This is a genomic window from Rhizomicrobium palustre, assembly GCF_011761565.1.
Lineage (GTDB): Bacteria > Pseudomonadota > Alphaproteobacteria > Micropepsales > Micropepsaceae > Rhizomicrobium > Rhizomicrobium palustre.
Genome location: NZ_JAASRM010000001.1, coordinates 4,179,098 through 4,196,913 on the forward strand (window position 1 = coordinate 4,179,098; position 17,816 = coordinate 4,196,913).

13 protein-coding genes are annotated in these 17,816 nt (G+C 60.9%); 9 read left to right on the forward strand and 4 right to left on the reverse strand.

The annotated features are described in order from the left end of the window. Positions 1-84 precede the first annotated feature (84 nt). A complete protein-coding gene (locus FHS83_RS18855; RefSeq protein ID WP_167085004.1) occupies positions 85-840 on the forward strand; it encodes a Bax inhibitor-1/YccA family protein in 756 nt (251 codons plus the stop codon). A gap of 396 nt (positions 841-1,236) precedes the next feature. Here the strand turns inward: FHS83_RS18855 and FHS83_RS18860 are convergent, their stop codons facing one another. Continuing rightward, positions 1,237-1,605, reverse strand: a complete 369-nt coding sequence (locus FHS83_RS18860) for a hypothetical protein (RefSeq protein WP_167085006.1) — start codon at positions 1,603-1,605, stop codon at positions 1,237-1,239. Positions 1,606-1,715: 110 nt separating this feature from the next. Here FHS83_RS18860 and FHS83_RS18865 point away from each other — a divergent pair, with 110 nt between their 5' ends. The 5 genes from FHS83_RS18865 (at position 1,716) to FHS83_RS18885 (ending at position 7,347) form a co-directional block, all read left to right on the forward strand. After that, positions 1,716-2,675 (forward strand): ATP-binding cassette domain-containing protein, encoded by a 960-nt coding sequence (locus tag FHS83_RS18865; protein WP_167085647.1) that lies wholly within the window; start codon positions 1,716-1,718, stop codon positions 2,673-2,675. A 154-nt stretch (positions 2,676-2,829) separates the two neighbouring features. Next, positions 2,830-3,597, forward strand: coding sequence for an ABC transporter permease (locus FHS83_RS18870; protein WP_167085008.1), 768 nt, complete (start codon positions 2,830-2,832; stop codon positions 3,595-3,597). 3 nt (positions 3,598-3,600) lie between these two features. Next, complete coding sequence (locus FHS83_RS18875; RefSeq protein ID WP_167085010.1) at positions 3,601-5,487, forward strand: GldG family protein; 1,887 nt, start codon at positions 3,601-3,603, stop codon at positions 5,485-5,487. Positions 5,488-5,505: 18 nt separating this feature from the next. Continuing rightward, on the forward strand, positions 5,506-6,555 hold the full coding sequence (locus FHS83_RS18880) for a DUF4340 domain-containing protein (RefSeq protein WP_167085012.1): 1,050 nt from the start codon (positions 5,506-5,508) through the stop codon (positions 6,553-6,555). A 114-nt stretch (positions 6,556-6,669) separates the two neighbouring features. After that, positions 6,670-7,347 (forward strand): hypothetical protein, encoded by a 678-nt coding sequence (locus FHS83_RS18885; RefSeq protein ID WP_167085014.1) that lies wholly within the window; start codon positions 6,670-6,672, stop codon positions 7,345-7,347. A 155-nt stretch (positions 7,348-7,502) separates the two neighbouring features. Here FHS83_RS18885 and FHS83_RS18890 read toward each other — a convergent pair whose 3' ends face one another. Then, entirely contained in the window at positions 7,503-9,020 is a 1,518-nt protein-coding gene (locus FHS83_RS18890) for a glycosyl hydrolase family 79 N-terminal domain-containing protein (protein ID WP_167085017.1), read from the reverse strand. Positions 9,021-9,256: 236 nt separating this feature from the next. On the opposite strand from FHS83_RS18890, the gene carB reads away from it, so the two are divergent. Together carB and greA are read left to right on the forward strand one after the other, a co-directional pair. Next, positions 9,257-12,613, forward strand: coding sequence for a carbamoyl-phosphate synthase large subunit (gene carB, locus FHS83_RS18895; RefSeq protein WP_167085019.1), 3,357 nt, complete (start codon positions 9,257-9,259; stop codon positions 12,611-12,613). Positions 12,614-12,878: 265 nt separating this feature from the next. After that, the gene (greA, locus tag FHS83_RS18900; protein WP_167085021.1) at positions 12,879-13,352 is read left to right on the forward strand and encodes a transcription elongation factor GreA; all 474 of its coding nucleotides are present in this window, start codon (positions 12,879-12,881) and stop codon (positions 13,350-13,352) included. 76 nt (positions 13,353-13,428) lie between these two features. On the opposite strand, the gene FHS83_RS18905 is transcribed toward greA, so the two are convergent. Continuing rightward, a complete protein-coding gene (locus tag FHS83_RS18905; protein ID WP_208414963.1) occupies positions 13,429-13,722 on the reverse strand; it encodes an energy transducer TonB in 294 nt (97 codons plus the stop codon). A 272-nt stretch (positions 13,723-13,994) separates the two neighbouring features. On the opposite strand from FHS83_RS18905, the gene FHS83_RS18910 reads away from it, so the two are divergent. Continuing rightward, positions 13,995-15,920: a methyl-accepting chemotaxis protein gene (locus tag FHS83_RS18910; protein ID WP_167085023.1), complete on the forward strand. Its 1,926-nt coding sequence runs from the start codon at positions 13,995-13,997 to the stop codon at positions 15,918-15,920. 96 nt (positions 15,921-16,016) lie between these two features. On the opposite strand, the gene FHS83_RS18915 is transcribed toward FHS83_RS18910, so the two are convergent. Then, positions 16,017-17,795 carry a gamma-glutamyltransferase gene (locus FHS83_RS18915; RefSeq protein WP_167085025.1) on the reverse strand — a complete coding sequence of 593 codons (1,779 nt, stop codon included), beginning with the start codon at positions 17,793-17,795 and terminating at the stop codon, positions 16,017-16,019. Between the last annotated feature and the right edge of the window lie 21 nt (positions 17,796-17,816).

The window sequence follows — 17,816 nt, forward strand, 5'->3', positions numbered from 1 at the left end:
AAGGATACCGGGCTTGAATGCGAGCCCCCGGAACACGATATTATGCCGGTGTAACGGCTCTCCAAGCCGGTAAGGAAGGAAATTATGGCGGACTACGACTCCAATCGGCTCTACCGCGCCCCGGCAGATGTTGCTGGCGCGATTGATCAAGGGCTGCGCAAGTACATGCTGCGCGTCTACAACTATATGGCCCTGGCGCTGATCGTGACTGGATTGACGGCCTATGGCGTCTTTTCGGCATCCACCGTAACGGACCCTGAGACGGGCCGTCTGGCTCTCACCGGCCTCGGCGCAACGCTTTTCACCTCGCCCATCAAATGGGTGGTGATGTTCGCCCCGCTGGCGATGGTTCTGTTCCTGAACGCGCGCTTCGAGCGCATGAGCGTTGCCGGCGCGCAATCGGCGTTCTGGGTTTTCTCGGGCCTTCTCGGCTTGTCGATGGCCATGATCTTCATGGTCTACACCGCAAGCTCGATCGCGCAGGTCTTCTTCATCACGGCGGCGGCGTTCGGCGGGCTTAGCCTTTACGGCTACACCACGCGCACCGATCTCACGGCGATGGGCTCGTTCCTCATCATGGGCGTGTGGGGTTTGCTGATCGCAGGCATCGTGAACATCTTCCTGCACTCTTCGATGATGGCGTGGGTCACGAGCGTGGCGGGCGTCGGCATCTTCGCCGGTCTCACCGCCTACGACACGCAGAAGATCAAGGAAATGTACTACGAAGGCGATGGCGAAGTGGTCGCTGGCAAGAAGGCCATTCTCGGCGCGCTCAGCCTCTACCTCGATTTCATCAACATGTTCCAATACCTGCTCTTCCTGCTTGGCAACCGCCGCTAAACACGGCGCGCAAATTGAGCGTCATAGAGCGTAAGTTGAAAGGGCCCCGAAAATCGGGGCCCTTTTTGTTTCGCCCACTGAGAATCAAATCTCGCAAAGTCGGCTGAACGACATCACCACGCATTGGTAAGCGGAACAGACTATTACAATCTGAACAACTTGCCGCACCCCAAACGGCAAACCGCCTTCAAATCGTCATGTTTGGACCAAACCCCCGCCTTGTTGGGGGGCGATAACCTCACCTGTCGGTTGGCTCGAACGCGGTTGCCTTCGAGACTTTCAAGCCCCCCAGCCCCCCAGTCCGGGGTGATCAGCCTGAGCCAACCGGCTTCTCTCATCGAATTTGGAAGACTTCATAGAGCGCGGTTTCCCCGCGCTTCTTTTTTGCTGAACGGATCAGTAGCCAAGCTTCTTAAGGATGGCGCCCATCTGACCGAAGGCACCACCCACCGCGCCGGTGCCAATCGCGATCGCGGTCAGCGTGACTGCCGAAATCCCATCCGAATCGCCGAGCAGCAGCGAGAGGCCATAGGCGGGCACTACCGAAAGCCCGCCCGCGATCGCTCCGCCCAGCGCCCCGCGCGCATAGCCCTGCCCCAGGATTAAGCCGTAGAGATAGCCCGCCGTCGCGGCGAGCATCATATGGCCGTAAAGCACTGTCACGGGCGTCAGCGATGTCACGAAGTGGCGAAGCCCCGATAAGGCGAGCTGGAGTACAGAGCCCACCAGGGCGGCGCGAGTGACAAGGCTGGGGGCAAGGATCATCGAAAGACCTTTGCGGGATGGGGCATGTCACATTCGTAACCCACCAAAGCTTGCGGGATAAAGCCGATTTCTCTAAGGACTTTGGCTCGCCGGAAATTGTCGCAGCCACCATGATCGAGATCGAGGGACTGACCAAGCGTTTCGGGCCGGTGACTGCGGTCGCAGGCCTCTCCCTCCGCGTGGGCAAAGGCGAAGTCTTAGGCTTTTTGGGCCCCAACGGCGCGGGCAAATCCACCACCATGAAGATGGTGACCGGCTATCTGACGCCGGATGCGGGCCGCGTCTCGATCTGCGGGCATGACATCGAAACCGACACCACCGCGGCACAGGCTTGCATTGGCTATCTGCCTGAAGGCGCGCCAGCCTATGGCGATATGACGGCGCGCCAATTCCTGCTCTTCATCGCCGAGGTGCGCGGCTTCAAAGGTGCAGCCGCCAAAGCACGCGTGGCCGAAGTGGTCGAGAAGACCGATCTTGGCCCCGTCCTGGAACAGCCCATCGAAACTTTGTCCAAAGGCTTCAAACGGCGCGTCGGCTTGGCCCAGGCGATCCTGCATGATCCGGCCGTACTGATCATGGACGAGCCGACCGATGGCCTCGATCCCAATCAGAAACATGCGGTGCGCGAACTCATCAAGGCCATGGCGGCCGAGAAGGCGATCATCATCTCGACTCACCTGCTTGAGGAAGTAGATGCCATCTGCACCCGCGCGGTGATCATCGACCGCGGTAGCATTGTCGCCGATGGCACGCCGGGCGAGCTTCTGGCCCGCTCGCGCTATCACAATGCCGTGACGCTGACCTTGGCCGTGGCGGATGCAGACGCTGTGACGGCGAAACTGAAGACCCTGGCGAGCGTGGCACAGATCGAACGCAAGGTGACGGGCGCAGACGTCCGCCTCACCCTCTTTCCCAAAAGCGGGGCCCTTCTAGTGGAAGCAGTGAGCCAGCTCGCCAGCCGCGAAAACTGGGCCCTGAAAGAACTTTACGCCGAACCCGGACGGCTCGACGAAGTCTTCCGCGCCATCACCACCTCTGATGCCGCGCGAGCGAAGGCAGCACGCGGATGAGGAACGCAGGATTATTTAACCTCCCCCTCGCGGGGAGGTCGGAGAGCGAAGCGATCCGGGTGGGGGGCTCCCCCCTATCGCTTCCCCCCACCCGAAATGCTGACGCATTTCGACCTCCCCGCAAGGGGGAGGTTAAAGTGTGGATCATCAGCCCATGAACAACGCTCTTGGCCATATTCGGAAAAATGCGGGCTTTGTTCTGCCGATCTTCAAGCGGGAGTTTTCCGGCTATTTCGCGACGCCCCTCGCTTACGTTTTCATCGTGATATTCCTCTTCACGATGGGTGCCTTCACCTTTTACGTCGGCCATTTCTACGAAAACGGGATCGCCGATCTTTCAGTCTTCTTCGGCTTTCATCCCTGGCTCTACCTCTTCCTGGTGCCCGCCATCTCAATGCGGCTTTGGGCGGATGAGCGGCGTAGCGGCACCATGGAGTTGCTCCTCACTTTGCCTGTGCCGCTATGGGCCACCGTGGTTGGCAAATACCTCGCCGCCTGGGCTTTCACCGGCATTGCCCTGCTCCTTACCTTCCCGATCTGGCTGACGGTCAATTATCTTGGCGAGCCCGACAACGGCGTGATCCTGGCGAGCTATATCGGCTCCTTCCTGATGGCGGGCGGCTATCTTGCCATCGGCTCGGCGATTTCGGCTTCCACCAACAACCAAGTCATCGCCTTTGTGGTGAGCGCGCTGGTGTGTTTCCTCTTCACCGTCTCGGGGGCACCCTTGGTGCTCGACGTGTTTCGCGGCTGGGCGCCGATGGCGCTGACCGAAGCCGTCGCGTCTTTGAGCGTGGTGACTCATTTCACCGCCATCACCCAAGGCGTGCTGGATTTGCGCGATGTGGTGTTCTTTCTCTCGCTGATCGCGCTCTTCCTGGCGCTGAACATCATCACTGTTGATCTGAAGAAGGGAGGCTGAGCTATGAAGCCCCTCTCCCGCCGCAATTACGCGATTGCCGCCGCCGCGCTGGCCGTGGTCGTGTTCTTCGCCTTCAACATCGCGCTCGATGCGGGCGTGACCAATGCCAAGCTCGATCTGACGGAAAACGGCCGCTACACCCTGGCCCAAGGCACCCGCAACATCATCATGAATTTGAAGGAGCCGGTGACGCTGCGCTTCTTCTTCTCCAAGAAGGCGGCGAGCGAATACGCCCAGACCCGCGCCTATGCGGGCCGCGTGCGCGACCTTCTGCACGAATATGCGGCGCGCAGCCATGGCAAGATCATCCTGGAAGAGATCGATCCCGAGCCCTATACGCCCGCAGAAGACCAAGCCACGGCGGCTGGTCTCTCCGGTGCCCCGACCGATAGCGGCGATACGGTCTATTTCGGTCTTGTCGGAACCAACCGCATCGATGGGCGCGAGGTCATTCCTTATTTCACCCCGGATCGCGAGGGTCTGGCCGAATACGACATCTCTTCGCTGATTTATCGCCTCTCCGCCCCCAAGAAACACAAGGTCGCGATCATTTCGGGCCTGCCGCTCGAATCCGGCATGGGCGGGATGCAGGCGATGATGCAGGGCCGCTCGCGTCCCTTCACCATCTATCAGGAACTCTCCCAAGCCTATCAGACCGAAGTCCTGACGCCGGATTTCACGGCCACTCCTTCAGATGCCGACGTCTTGATGATCGTGCATCCGGGCAATCTCAGCGAAGCGCAGAATTACGCCGTCGACCAATTCGTGATGAAGGGCGGACGGGTGCTGGCCTTTGTCGATCCCAATTCCGAGCTTGCCCAAGGCGGCGGCGTTGAACCGGGCTCTGCGGCCTCTGTCTCTACCCTGCCGCGGCTGTTCCAATCCTGGGGCATCTCCTTCGACAGCACCAAGGAAATCGGTGACCTGAAACTCGCCCAGCGGGTGCAGATGTCGCGCGAAGGCCCGCCCTTGAGCTATCCTATCTGGCTGCATCTGACGGATGACAATTTCTCCGAGAACGATCCGGTCACCGCGAATATGAAGGTGATCAATATCGCCAGCGCGGGATCGCTGCGCCCGCTCAAAAGCGCCACCACCAAATTCATCTCGCTGATCGGCTCCTCCAACCAGGCCTCGCTTCTGGATGTGAACCAGGTGCGGACCCAGACCATGACAGCGCCGCAGGATATCGCAGGCACCATCGCGCCTTCGGGCCAGGAATATATCATCGCCGCGCGCCTCACCGGCCCCGCCAAATCGGCCTATGCCGCGGGCGCGCCTGCAGGTGTTGCGGGCCAACCGGTGACTGAAGCCAAGAACATCAATGTCATCGTGATGGCCGATAGCGACATCTTCGATGACCGCTTCTGGGTGCGCGTGGAAAACATGTTCGGCAAACAGGTCGCCGCGCCCTTCGCCAATAACGACGCTTTTGTGCTGAATTCGGTGGAAAACCTGATGGGGTCTTCAGACCTCATCAGCCTTCGCACCCGCGCCACCAACGACCGCCCCTTCATCCGGGTAAAGGAAATCCAGGCCGATGCCGAGCGCGAATTCAAAGAGCAGGAAGACGCGCTGAAGGCCAAGCTCTCCGAAACCGAACAGCAGCTCAAGAACCTGCAAAGCGGCCAAAGTGGCGGGGCAACCTCGGGCAAGATCGTCGGCATCAATGCGCAGCAGCGCGCCGCTATCGAAACCTTCAAGCATCAGCTCGCCGAGATCCGCACCCAGCTTCGCCAAGTGCAGCATAATCTGCGCCAGGATGTGGATGCGCTGGGCAATGTGCTCGCCTTCATCAACATCGTGGCGGTGCCGTTCCTGGTCGCCGTCTTCGCGCTGTTCCTGGCCTGGCTGCGCCGCCGCCGCCGCGCCCGCGCCCTGCCCTTGTAATGCGAAGGGCATGAAGCGATGACATTGCGGGCCTATTTCTATTCAAAGCGGAGTCGCAATCTGGCGCTCCTGGGCGGCATGGCGGTTGTGTTGGGCCTTTGGGCCTTCCTCGCTTTGCATCATCGCGCCGCGCAGATGGCGCCGAAATACGATGAAGCGACATTCCTGCCCGGGCTTGCCCATGCGCTGAGCGCCGGTGAGGTGACGCGCATCCACATCAAATCGCAAAAAGCAGATTTCGTGGTCGCCTTCGTGCCGGTGAAAGGTTGGGTCTTGCCCGGCAGCGGCAATTATCCCGCCTCCTTCGAAGTGGTGAAGGAAACCCTGGTGGCACTGGCCGCGCTCGAAACCATCGAGCCCAAGACTGACGATCCGGCGCTCTATTCCTTTGTCGGGCTCGATACCCCGCCCAAGGGCGATGGCGTGTCGATTGTCCTGCGCAATGACAAGGGCAAGCTGCTGGCCTCGCTGATCCTGGGCAAAAGCGAGATGCGCGGTGAGGATTACACCCTGTTTGTGCGCCGCGCGGGCGAGAAGCAAAGCTGGCTCGTTAAAAGCCCTGCCCCGATCAAGACGGCACCCGCCGATTGGATGGATAAGGCGGTCGTGAGCCTGTCGCGCGAACGCGTCGCTTCGGTGGCGGTGGAGCCTGCGAGCGGCCCCGCCTATAGCCTGACCCGCGACAATGCTCAGGCGGAGAATTTTGCGGTAACGCCGCTGCCTAAGGGGCGCGAGCTGACCTATGCGGGCGCGGGCGACAGCGCGGCCACGGTGCTGGCCGACTTTGCCTTTGACGACATCAAGCCCGCGGCGAGCTTCGATTTTTCGAGCGCCGCGCATATGACGCTGAAGAGCTTTGACGGGCTGTTGGTGAGCCTCGATATCGTCACCAGCGGCAACGATCACTGGGTGCGCGTGAGCGCGAATGGCATGCCCGGCGCGATGGGCGCGATCAAGGAAGCCTACGCCATCAACGCCCGCACCACTGGCTGGGCCTTTAAAATTCCCAGCTTCAAGGCAAGCCTTTATGCTACGCCGCTGGAAACGCTGCTGAAGCCGAAGAAATAAGGCGTGCGCGCGTTTGTGCGTGCTTCCGCCTTCGCTGACGAGGTTCGGGCTGCATCCTAAAGACGCGGAAAACCGCCTCGCAGTTGTGCTAAGGATCGCGACATTGGGGGTATCATGGCACGCGGTTCGGACCGATCCTTAGACTTCACAGATTTCATGGTTTACCTCATCGCGCTTCCCCTTGCGGGGGCCGCGGGGTTGTACACATTGCAGGCACATCTGCAGAGCCGGGCGTGCCCGCAGAACACGTTTCTGCATGGAAGCTTGGGAGGTGATAGCCTCGCCCTCACCGCTGGGCTCTTTTATCTTGTACTCTTTATAATGGTGGCGTTGCTCTTGCTGCGCGCTGCCCCGGACGATTGGAGCTCAGAAAAATACACGTTCCAGCAGGCGCGCCCGCTTCTCAATTATGGCAGTGTTGCGTGTGCCGGGCTTGCCGTGATTTTGGCGGCGTACACGACATGGGAAACCTTCGGCCAATATTGCGCCACACCGCAATTCATCTCCTACCGCGCCAGCCCCATCACGCCATTTAAGCAGCTCGCATGGAGCGAGATCAGCACCATTCGTCCCAGCTGCCATTATAGCGCGGGCCGAAGATACAGCGGCTGGGAAAAGACCTATTTGGTGCAGTTTAAAAACGGCATAACGCTCGACTTTGCGGATGGCGGTGGTTTGAAATACAAGATCAGCACGCTCCGCCAAATCCTTCAGGGGCGCCACATCCGTTTTGATGCTGGTAGGGTGAGCCGCAACTGCCCCGACTTCGATATCTATGGCACAGCCCCCTGACAGGGCTTTGGTGCGCGCTTCCGCCTTGGCAAATGCTGCAGACAGATCGAGGCTCGCCCAAAAGATTCCGATCAGGATCAGAGCCTATCAACCTGGATCGTCATGGCCGGGGCGGAGCCCGGCCATGACGGGGAAATGGAAACGTGGCGGCCCCCCTAACAGGCGGGGTTGTTCGCGTTTGGCAGCACGATGAAGCTGATGGTTTCGGGGGCGAAGGTGGCGGCGCCACTCTTCACCGGCGCGCCAACAAATTCCGGCAGCGTATCGTTTTTGCCCAAAGCCAAGACCTTGCCATTCAGCTTCACTTGCGCGCTGTCGATCTTGTCGGCGGAAAGCGTGTAACGCAGCCCTGCCCCTTTGAGGTCCAAGCTCAGCGGTGCGGTATGGCTGTTGTTGATGACAAGCAGCGTCACCGCGCCGGGCTTACCACGGGTGCATTGGGCATAGACATGACGGCCTTCGCTGGTCGCCATGCCGCTATCAAGTACCGTCGTGCCCATGAAGCGCCGCCACGCCAGCGCGGCCCAATAATTCGGACGCGGGGTATAGGTCTTCTCATCAATCAAGCCGTAATCGGAAATGGCCAGCGTATTATGCGCCACGACCTGCACACCGAGCTTGGCGAGGCGGCCGAGCTGATCGAGATAGCGGAAGCTGTCGGCAAAGGTTTTGGCCCAAGGATTGCCGCCGCAAGCCGCATCGCCAACTTCGGTCAGCCACAAAGGCTTGCCGGGCTCGAAACGATCGCGCAGCGCGGCATAGGTTCTCGCCGCCCCTTCCGTGCCCGCGAGCCAGTTTTCCGAAAGCGCCTTATCCAGCGTCTGATGGCCTTGGCAGCGCTGCGAGACATCGCCGTAATAGTGATAGGAAAAGCCATCCACGCCGGGGCCGGAAGCGCTCAGCATATCACTGGCGGTCATAAAGCCGGGGCTCGATTTGCCGCCCGCTTTATCGCCGACCGAACCAGGGCCGAGGATCAGCGTGTTGGGCGATGCCTCTTTCACAAAGGCGTGCCAGAGTTTGTAGTCCCGCCCCCACTGCGCCGCGTCATAAGTTTTAGGCAGGCCCATCAATTCGACCAGCGAGGGCTCATTGGCGAACTCCGCCGCCGCGATCTCCCCGCCTTGGGCTTTGGTGTAAGCGAGCCATGTCTTGGAGGCACCCGGTGTCCACGCGCCGCTGGCATCATGGCTGCCGGTCGAAATCGGGAAAGAGGAAATGATCTTAGCGTCCACGGCCTTGGCGAAATCGAGCACGCCTTTCCATTGGGCGCGGGTCAAAACCCCTGCGTAGCCCTGTGGCGGGGCGGATGGCGGCGTATCGCTATCGGCGAAATAGGTGGTGTTGGCCCAAGTGCCCGAAACCCGGACATAGGCGGGCGCCAGGGCGGCGGCGAGCTTCACCAGACGCGGGTTGGAAAGGTCCTTCGGCGCCCGATCGGCGTAATTCAAGGGATCGCGGCCCGCAGGGGTGAGCATTTTGGGCTTCACAGGCGCTGCCTCATACGGCCGCCAGAAGGCCCCGCCCGTCACCTCGATCATTTCCACATTATAGGACTGAAAGCGCTCACTGACGGCGCCCAGGCGCGGGAGCTTGCCGGGATCGAGGGGCCCGGCCATCGCGGGCAGCGATACCGATCCGAGCAGCACAACCGCCGTAAGAGCCCTTTTCATGCCGTTACTCCCATTTCTGCCCGCTTGCCGGGGCTTGATGCGCCGATTCTAGCCCATACGCGCCCAGGTTTCAGGACCACGCCCATCAACTCACCGTGCGCCCGTCAACATCATAATCGGCGGCAAAGGGTTGCGCCCTCCCCGACTCCCCTCTAAACGATCCCCTTAACCTGCAACTCGGCCGAACCGGGCGCGGCATTCGCTGCGCCTCGTTTTGCGCGCGCATCGAGAAGACCATGCCCAAACGCGAAGACATTCATACCGTCCTGATCATCGGAGCAGGACCGATTGTTATCGGCCAAGCATGTGAATTCGACTATTCCGGCGCCCAGGCCTGTAAGGCGCTGAAGGCCGAGGGTTATCGCGTGGTGCTGGTGAACTCCAACCCGGCCACGATCATGACCGACCCAGGTCTGGCAGACGCGACCTATATCGAGCCGATCACGGCGACCTTTCTGGAAAAGATCATCAAGCGCGAGCGCGAGAACGTGCCCGCCGGGCGCACCTTCGCCCTGCTGCCCACCATGGGTGGCCAGACGGCGCTGAACGCGGCCCTCACCCTTCGTAAGCGCGGCATCCTTGAAAAATACAATGTCGAGCTGATCGGCGCCTCCGCGGCCGCTATCGACAAGGCCGAAGACCGCGAGCAGTTCCGCCAAGCGATGATCAAAATCGGCCTGGATGTGCCGCGCGGCATCACCCTGAAAGGCTATCTGCGCCACAAGAAGGATTCGGCGGGCAACTTCCTCTATGACGAGCAGAACAACCCTATCATGGAGCTGTCGCCGGAAGCCTTCACCCATGCGCTTGAAGCGCTGGAGCTTGTCGGCCTTCCCGCCGTGATCCGTCCCTCCTTCACCATGGGCGGCACCGGCGGCGGCATTGCCTATAACCGCGAAGAATTCTTTGAGATCGTGGAAGCGGGCCTCGATGCCTCGCCGGTCAATGAAGTGCTGATCGAAGAATCCGTGCTCGGCTGGAAAGAGTTCGAGATGGAGGTGGTGCGCGACAAGGCCGACAACGCCATCATCGTTTGCTCCATCGAGAACATCGATCCGATGGGCGTGCATACCGGTGATAGCATCACCATCGCCCCGGCGCTGACCCTGACCGACAAAGAATTCCAGCGCATGCGTTCGGCTTCCATCGCCGTGCTGCGCGAAATCGGCGTCGAAACCGGTGGCTCCAACGTGCAGTTCGCCGTGAACCCAAAAGACGGGCGCATGGTGGTGATCGAGATGAACCCGCGCGTGTCGCGCTCGTCTGCTTTGGCGTCGAAAGCCACCGGCTTTCCGATTGCCAAAGTCGCGGCCAAGCTCGCAGTCGGCTACACGCTGGATGAACTGCAGAACGACATCACCAAAGTCACCCCGGCCTCCTTCGAGCCGACCATCGACTATGTGGTGACCAAGATCCCGCGTTTTGCCTTCGAGAAATTTCCTGGCGCCGAACCCAACCTCACCACCGCGATGAAATCGGTGGGCGAAGCCATGGCGATTGGCAGAACCTTTGCGGAGTCGCTGCAAAAGGCGCTGCGGTCGCTCGAAACCGGCCTGACAGGGCTCGATGAAATCGCCCTGCCCGACGATCCGGAATCCATCATCGAAGTGCTGGCGAAGCCGACGCCGGATCGTCTGCGCCAGACCGCGCAAGCGCTGCGCCAAGGCATGCCTATCGATGAGGTGCAGGAGATCACCAAATACGATCCCTGGTTCTTGGGCGAGATTGCCGCCATCGTGGCGACCGAAAACGAAGTGCGTGTCGACGGCCTGCCGCGCGATGCAGCGGGCCTGCGCCGCCTGAAATCCATGGGCTTCTCGGATAAGCGCCTCGCCGCGCTCACCGGCAAGACCGAAAAGGACGTGCAGAAGATCCGCCGCGATGCGGGCGTGCGCCCGGTCTATAAGCGCATCGATACCTGCGCCGCCGAATTCGCTGCCGATACGCCTTATATGTACTCGACCTATGAGACGGGCGTGGCGCCGGAATGCGAAAGTCGCCCGACCGAAGCCAAGAAGGTCGTCATTCTGGGCGGCGGGCCGAACCGTATCGGCCAAGGCATCGAGTTCGACTACTGCTGCTGCCACGCGGCCTTCTCGCTCTCGGCGCAGGGCTATGAGACCATCATGGTCAACTGCAATCCCGAAACCGTCTCGACCGATTACGACACTTCGGACCGGCTCTATTTCGAACCGCTGACCGCAGAAGACGTGCTCGAAATCATCGAGAAGGAAAAATCCAAAGGCACGCTGGCGGGTGTGATCGTGCAGTTCGGCGGCCAGACACCGCTGAAGCTCGCCAATCGCCTGGTCGAGGAAGGGGTTCCGATCCTCGGTACTTCGGCGGATGCAATTGACCTTGCCGAAGACCGCAAGCGCTTCCAGGTGCTGCTGCAAGAGCTGAACCTGAAACAGCCGCGCAACTCCACTGCCATGACGGCAGAAGAGACCATCGCCGCAGCCAAGGAAATCGGCTTCCCCGTGATCCTGCGCCCCTCTTACGTGCTGGGCGGGCGCGGCATGGTGATCGTGACCAACGAAGCCCAGGTGAAGGCGGCGGTGGAGTCCGGCGAGCTCTTCGCCATCTCGGGCTCCAATCCGGTCCTGATCGACGGCTTCCTCAACCGCGCCACGGAAGTGGACGTGGACGCGATCTGCGACAAGGACGGGGAAGTCTTCATCTCCGGCATCATGGAGCATATCGAAGAAGCCGGTGTGCATTCGGGCGACAGCGCCTGCTGCATCCCACCCCACTCCCTGCCCCGCGCCGTGATCAAGGAAATCGAGCGCCAGACCATCGCCATGGCGCGCGCGCTCAAGGTGCGCGGCCTGATGAATGTGCAATATGCCGTTCAGGGCGAAGACATCTATGTGCTCGAGGTCAATCCGCGCGCCAGCCGCACGGTTCCCTTCGTGGCCAAGGCCATCAACCTCCCGATCGCGGCGATCGCCGCGCGCGTGATGGCGGGCGAAACCCTGGCCGAAATCCCGCATTCGCGGGTCAAATCCAACCGCTATTGCGTGAAAGAGGCGGTACTGCCCTTCGCGCGCTTCCCGGGCGTCGACACGCTTCTGGGACCGGAAATGAAGTCGACCGGCGAAGTGATGGGCCGCGACTCCAATTTCGGCCGCGCCTTTGCCAAGAGCCAGCTCGGCGCGGGCGCCAAGCTGCCGCAATCGGGCACGGTGTTCATCTCCCTGCGCGAAGCCGACAAGCATGAGGTGGTGGAAACCGCCCGCACGCTGCACGATATGGGCTTCAAGCTAATGGCAACCCGCGGCACCGCGAAAGGTATCGAAGCGGCCGGCGTGCCGGTGAAGATCGTCAACAAGGTGCGCGAAGGCCGCCCGCATGTGGTCGATGCCATCAAGAACGGCGAAGTCCAGCTCGTCTTCAACACCACCGAAGGCAACAAGGCGATCGCCGACTCAATGTCGATCCGCCGGACCGCCCTGGTGATGAAGGTGCCCTATTACACCACCCTGGCGGGCGCCATGGCGGCAACCGAAGCGATCGCAGCTTTGCGTGCCGGAACCTTGGATGTGCGCCCCTTGCAGGAAGTCCCCGCCAAGGACGACTTCCTAGAGGATTGAGGGCTTTGCGCCGGGGCTAAGGCACTGTCCCGGCTCAAAGATTTCTTTGTACGTTAACAAGGGGTTAATGGCCCAATTCCAAAGGACCGGCCCCCCTCACCCTTGCAGTCGCCGCACACCCGCCTTACATTATTTGCCCCGCTTTGGTCTGGAATGCTCCAGACCGGATGGTTAACAGCGGAATTCCTTTCACTACCGCATCCGGCCACATGGCCTGCATGGGGCGGGAGGGAAAGGCTTTGCCGATATTGGGATAAGTGACGCCATGGAACGCATTCCGATGACCGCCTCGGGCTATAAGGCCCTCGAAGTGGAACTCGATAAGTTGAGAAACGTGGAACGCCACGAAGTCATTAAGGCTATCGCCGAGGCGCGTGCGCATGGAGACCTCTCCGAAAACGCCGAGTACCACGCCGCGAAAGAACGCCAGTCCTTCATCGAAGGCCGGGTGATCGAGCTGGAAGACCAGATCGGTCGCGCAGATGTGATCGATGTGTCGCGGCTGTCGGGCTCAGCCGTGAAGTTCGGCGCGACCGTGACCATCGTGGATGAAGACACCGATGAGGAACGCAAGTTCCAGATCGTCGGCGACCTTGAAGCCGATGCGAAAAACGGCCGCATCTCGATCTCCTCCCCCATCGCCCGCGCCATCATTGGCAAAAACAAGGGCGACACGGTGGAAGTCGCCACCCCCGGCGGCGCACGCTCCTATGAGATCTTGAAGGTCGAGTGGATCTGATCCGCGCACCTTAGCTAAATAAAAAAGCGCCTCGAGTATCTCGGGGCGCTTTTGTTTTGAGATGACGTGAAAAGGCTTATTTCGACGGGTCGAACTTGATCGGAACCTTAATGGACCCGGTCTTGGAACCGACTGGCAGCGCTTCAGCGACGCAGAGCGCGGCCTTATCAGCATTGGCGGCGCCATCGGCGGTCACCACCTTGCAGTCGTTCAATTTGCCGTCTGCGGCATTGCATTCCAGCATCACGCTCGCCGTCGATTTCACGGAGAATTTCGCGGCGCAGCTCGAGAATTGTTCCGCGAGACTGCCTGCGGCACATGGCGCTGCGATCATCACGGCACCCGCCAAGAAAACTGCGACTTTCATCATTTCGATGTGCTCCCACCCTTTGTGATTATTCCCGGATCTTCGCCGGACTTTTCTCAACCTAGGAGGCAGTGATTAAAAATACGTCGCTTTGCCAGTTCGCCGCGCGAAGCTCTCGAAGACGCTTAACAAATCCTTTCCCAATGCATCCACTGGCGGCACTCCGCTGCAACGCCCGTGACACTTGTAGAATCCTGTTAATCGCGTGGTGAGCTTCTCATGCGCAAACTACGGATAACTCGGGGACGCCCCGTTCAGGGGATACAAGATAAGGAATGGCTGTAATGGGTTTCCGGCTGGCGGACATGCCGCTTATGGTGAAGATGGCGTTTGCGCCAACGCTTGCGTTGGTGGCGCTTGCAGGGGTGGCGTGGGTTTCTATCGGCGCGCAAAAGCATAGTGCCGAAGAGCTCAACAACGTCGTGCATGTCGAAATGGTCAAAAGTCTCGAGATGAAGAACATCTCGGAGAAGATCCAGATCGCGCATGGCGACCTTTATATGCTGCTCACCCATGCCGCGGCGAAGATCGACGCGGGTAAGATCGATACGCAGACCAAGGATCTCATCGCCAGCCTCAACGCATTGCAGACCCGCTTGAAGGCACTTGAGCCAAAGATGAACGCGCAGCAAAAGCCGCTCATCACCAAACTCGAAAAGCAGCTTGATGAAACCAAGAGCGCCGTCGACCTCGTAGGTTCGATGGTGAGCGCGGACTTCTCAGCGGCGGCCAGCTTTGTCGATCCCTTCGAAAAAAGCTACCAGCAGATGGGCGCAACGCTCGATCAGCTTGTGAAAGTGACGCAAGAAGGCACCAACGTCCAAGCTGAAGCTTCCGCCAAGCGCGCCGCGGACACGCAGAATTCGATCACGACCATTGCGATCATCACACTGCTTCTGGTGGCAGGCCTTGGGGTGGCCGGTGTGCTGGTTCTGCGCCGCGATGTGAAGAAGATTGCCGAAGCGACCGAAGCGCTCGCCAATGGCAACACCAACGTCGATATCCAGGCGATGCAGCGCGGCGACGAATTCGGCGCCATTGTCCGGTCGCTTGAAGTCTTCCGCACCAATGAAGCCAAGCTTGCCGAAGTACGCATCGAGCAGGAAGAAAACGCCAAGGCAGTGGACCTCGTCGTCACCTCGCTGGCCGATGCGCTCAACCGCCTTGCCGATGGCGACCTCACCTTCCGCATCCGCACCGAGTTCAAGGGCGGCTACAGCAAGGTGCGCGACGACTTCAACGCCGCCATGCACAAGCTGGAAGAAACCCTGCGCACGATCTGGCAGGTGATGTTCAATGTGCAGTCGGGTTCCAACGAAATCAGCCGTGCCGCGGACGATATGTCGCGCCGCACCGAGCATCAGGCTGCCACGCTGGAAGAAACCGCCGCCACCATCGACAACATCACCACCACCGTGAAAAAGACGGCGGAAGGCGCCCTCAACGCCCGCGAAGCCGTCAAGACCGCGAAGGAAGACGCGACCCGCACGGGCGCTGTCGTCACCGATGCGGTGTCGGCGATGCATGAAATCGAAAAGAGCGCGGCGCAGATCGGCCAGATCGTTGGCGTGATCGACGAAATCGCCTTCCAGACCAACCTCCTCGCCCTCAACGCCGGTATCGAAGCGGCGCGCGCGGGTGATGCGGGCCGCGGCTTCGCGGTGGTCGCGAGCGAAGTGCGTGCCCTGTCGCATCGCTCCGCCGATGCCGCCAAGCAGATCAAGTCCTTGATCGGTACCTCGACCACCAAGATCAACCAAGGCGTCGGCCTGGTGGTGGAAGCCGGCAAGGCGCTGGACCGCATCGTCAATCAGGTCACCGAAATCAACTCGGTGGTCAGCGACATCACGGACTCGGCACAGGAAGAATCCAACAGCCTGGCGCAGGTGAACACGGCGGTCGCCGAACTCGACGGCGTGACGCAAGGCAACGCCGCGATGGTCGAAGAAGCCACTGCCTCCAGCCATTCGCTGGCAACGGAGACCCAAAACCTCGCCAGCCTCCTCGGCCGCTTCAAGGTCAATGGCGTGGAAGGTCAGGTCATCAAAAACGAAGCTCCCGCGGTCAAGCGCGAACGCGCCAAGCCCGCCGCGGCTGCTCCGGCGGCCGCCCCGGCACGCCCCAAGCGCGAGAAGGTCGCCGTCAATGCCGCTCCGGCCCCGGCTGCCCCCGCCCCGTCGGATGACTGGGAAGAGTTTTAAAAAAAGGGGGGCGTCAAAGCCCCCCTTTGAGTTTGGATGCATCGCATCCCTGGAAGGGCCTCGCCACAAGCGGGGCCTTTTCGTTTGCAGGACGTGTTATTCGGCCCCGCAATAGACCATGACGCCAGCGCTCTCGGGCGCCGCTTTCGTATCCCCCAGAAAACCAACCATCGCCACTGTGCCGCGCAGGGCTGAGACTTGCGCCGCCGGGGCCTCGACGATGGTTGCACCGGCCTTTTTCAAGGGATCGAGCACGGCAGGCGCGAAAGCGCCTTCCGCCACGAGCAAAGGCCGGCGTGCGAGCGGCAGCGCGTAGCTTGCAGGATCGGGATTGATGAGCAGCGGCGGCGCCGCCGCTGCTTTGGCGAGTGGCTGATGCTGGCCAATGTGCGACAGAACCAGGCGCAACACTTCGGGATGCAGCGAGGTGCCGATGGAACCACCCGCCAGCACGGGTTTCCTTTTGGCATCCAGGACCAAGAAATCCGCAATCTCATTAGGTAGCCGCGCGCCCGGCTTCAGCATTGCCATGCGCATCTGCTGAAAGCCCGCCGAATCTGGAAGCGGTATGCCGCCGACCACCATGCCGGTATCGCCCCAGACCACCGTATTGATGGTGTGGGTGACGATCGCGATGTTTCCGTTTTTATCGGCCACCACAATCGCATTGGAGTGATGGCTACCGCTATCAGACAGACCGAACAGCTCCGGCAACGCCGCTGCCAGAATCTGCCCATAGGCCTTGGTCTCTTGTCCGGCGCGCGAGGTGTCGGCGCCTTTCGATTTCAGCAGCGCCTCATCGGCGGGCAAAAGCTGCGGGGCGCTCGCCACCACCTGCCCTATCCGGCCGAGGGCTTTAAGTGTTTCACCATCTTCCCAGTACGGCCCGCGCTGATCGAGCTTCAAGGCCTCGGCGACATGCAGTGCGGTGAAGAATTGATAGCGGGCCAAGCTCGTGCCGCCATTGGTGTAGACGTGGTGGCCAAAGACATCGGTCGCCGCGGCCTCACTCCACAGCGGGCGATAGGCTGCGAGCTCCGCAGCGTCGGCCTTGCCGCCTTCACGGCGAACCTCTTTGACAAATTCCGCGGCCCATTGCCCGCTATACATCTCTGCCGCGCCGTTGCGTGCCACGGCTTTCAGCGTGCGCGCCAAGACAAGCTGGCGGAAGATATCGCCCGGGAGCGGCACATCACGGCCCGATTGCGCCAGAAACCCGCGCCCCGCTTCGGTGCGGTTGAAATAGGCTTTGCGCATCTGAAACAGCCCCGCCAGAGTCGGCGAGATCGCGATGCCATTCTCCGCATAATAGGTGGCGGGAGCCAAAGCCTCACGCAGCCCATAGCGGCCGAAACGTTTTTGCATCGCCTCGATACCGGCCATGAAGCCGGGCACGAGCACTTGGCGGCCGAGATCCTTTCCGAGGGCTGGGGCCGGGCCGCCGGTCAGGGCGGATATATCGCCAGGCGTGATCGAGGCGGGATCACTTTCACCGCGCCAGGTTCCATAACCGGCATCCAGCGCATAGACCTTGCCGGTCTTGGCCTCGTAATAAACCACCATCGCGATACCAGCATAAGAGACCACTGATCCGAGCTGGGTGGCGACTTGTGTCAGCGCAACGCTGGCAGCGGCGTCGGCGGCGCTTCCGCCTTGGCGCAGCATGGCAAGCCCTGCTTCAACCGCGAGGGGCGAGACGGTGGCAGAGATCATCCCCGCCTTGCCTTCCACCACCCGGCTTTGCAGCGGCGCCCAGCTCGCTTCCTGCGCTTCGGCCCGTAAGCGGATTTCCTTGGGCCATGCCGCGGGAGAAAAGTCAGCCGCCCCTACGGACCCCGCGCAAGCTGCCAGGGCCAAGATGAAAACGTGCTTCATCGGATTAGTCCTTCGGCTTGC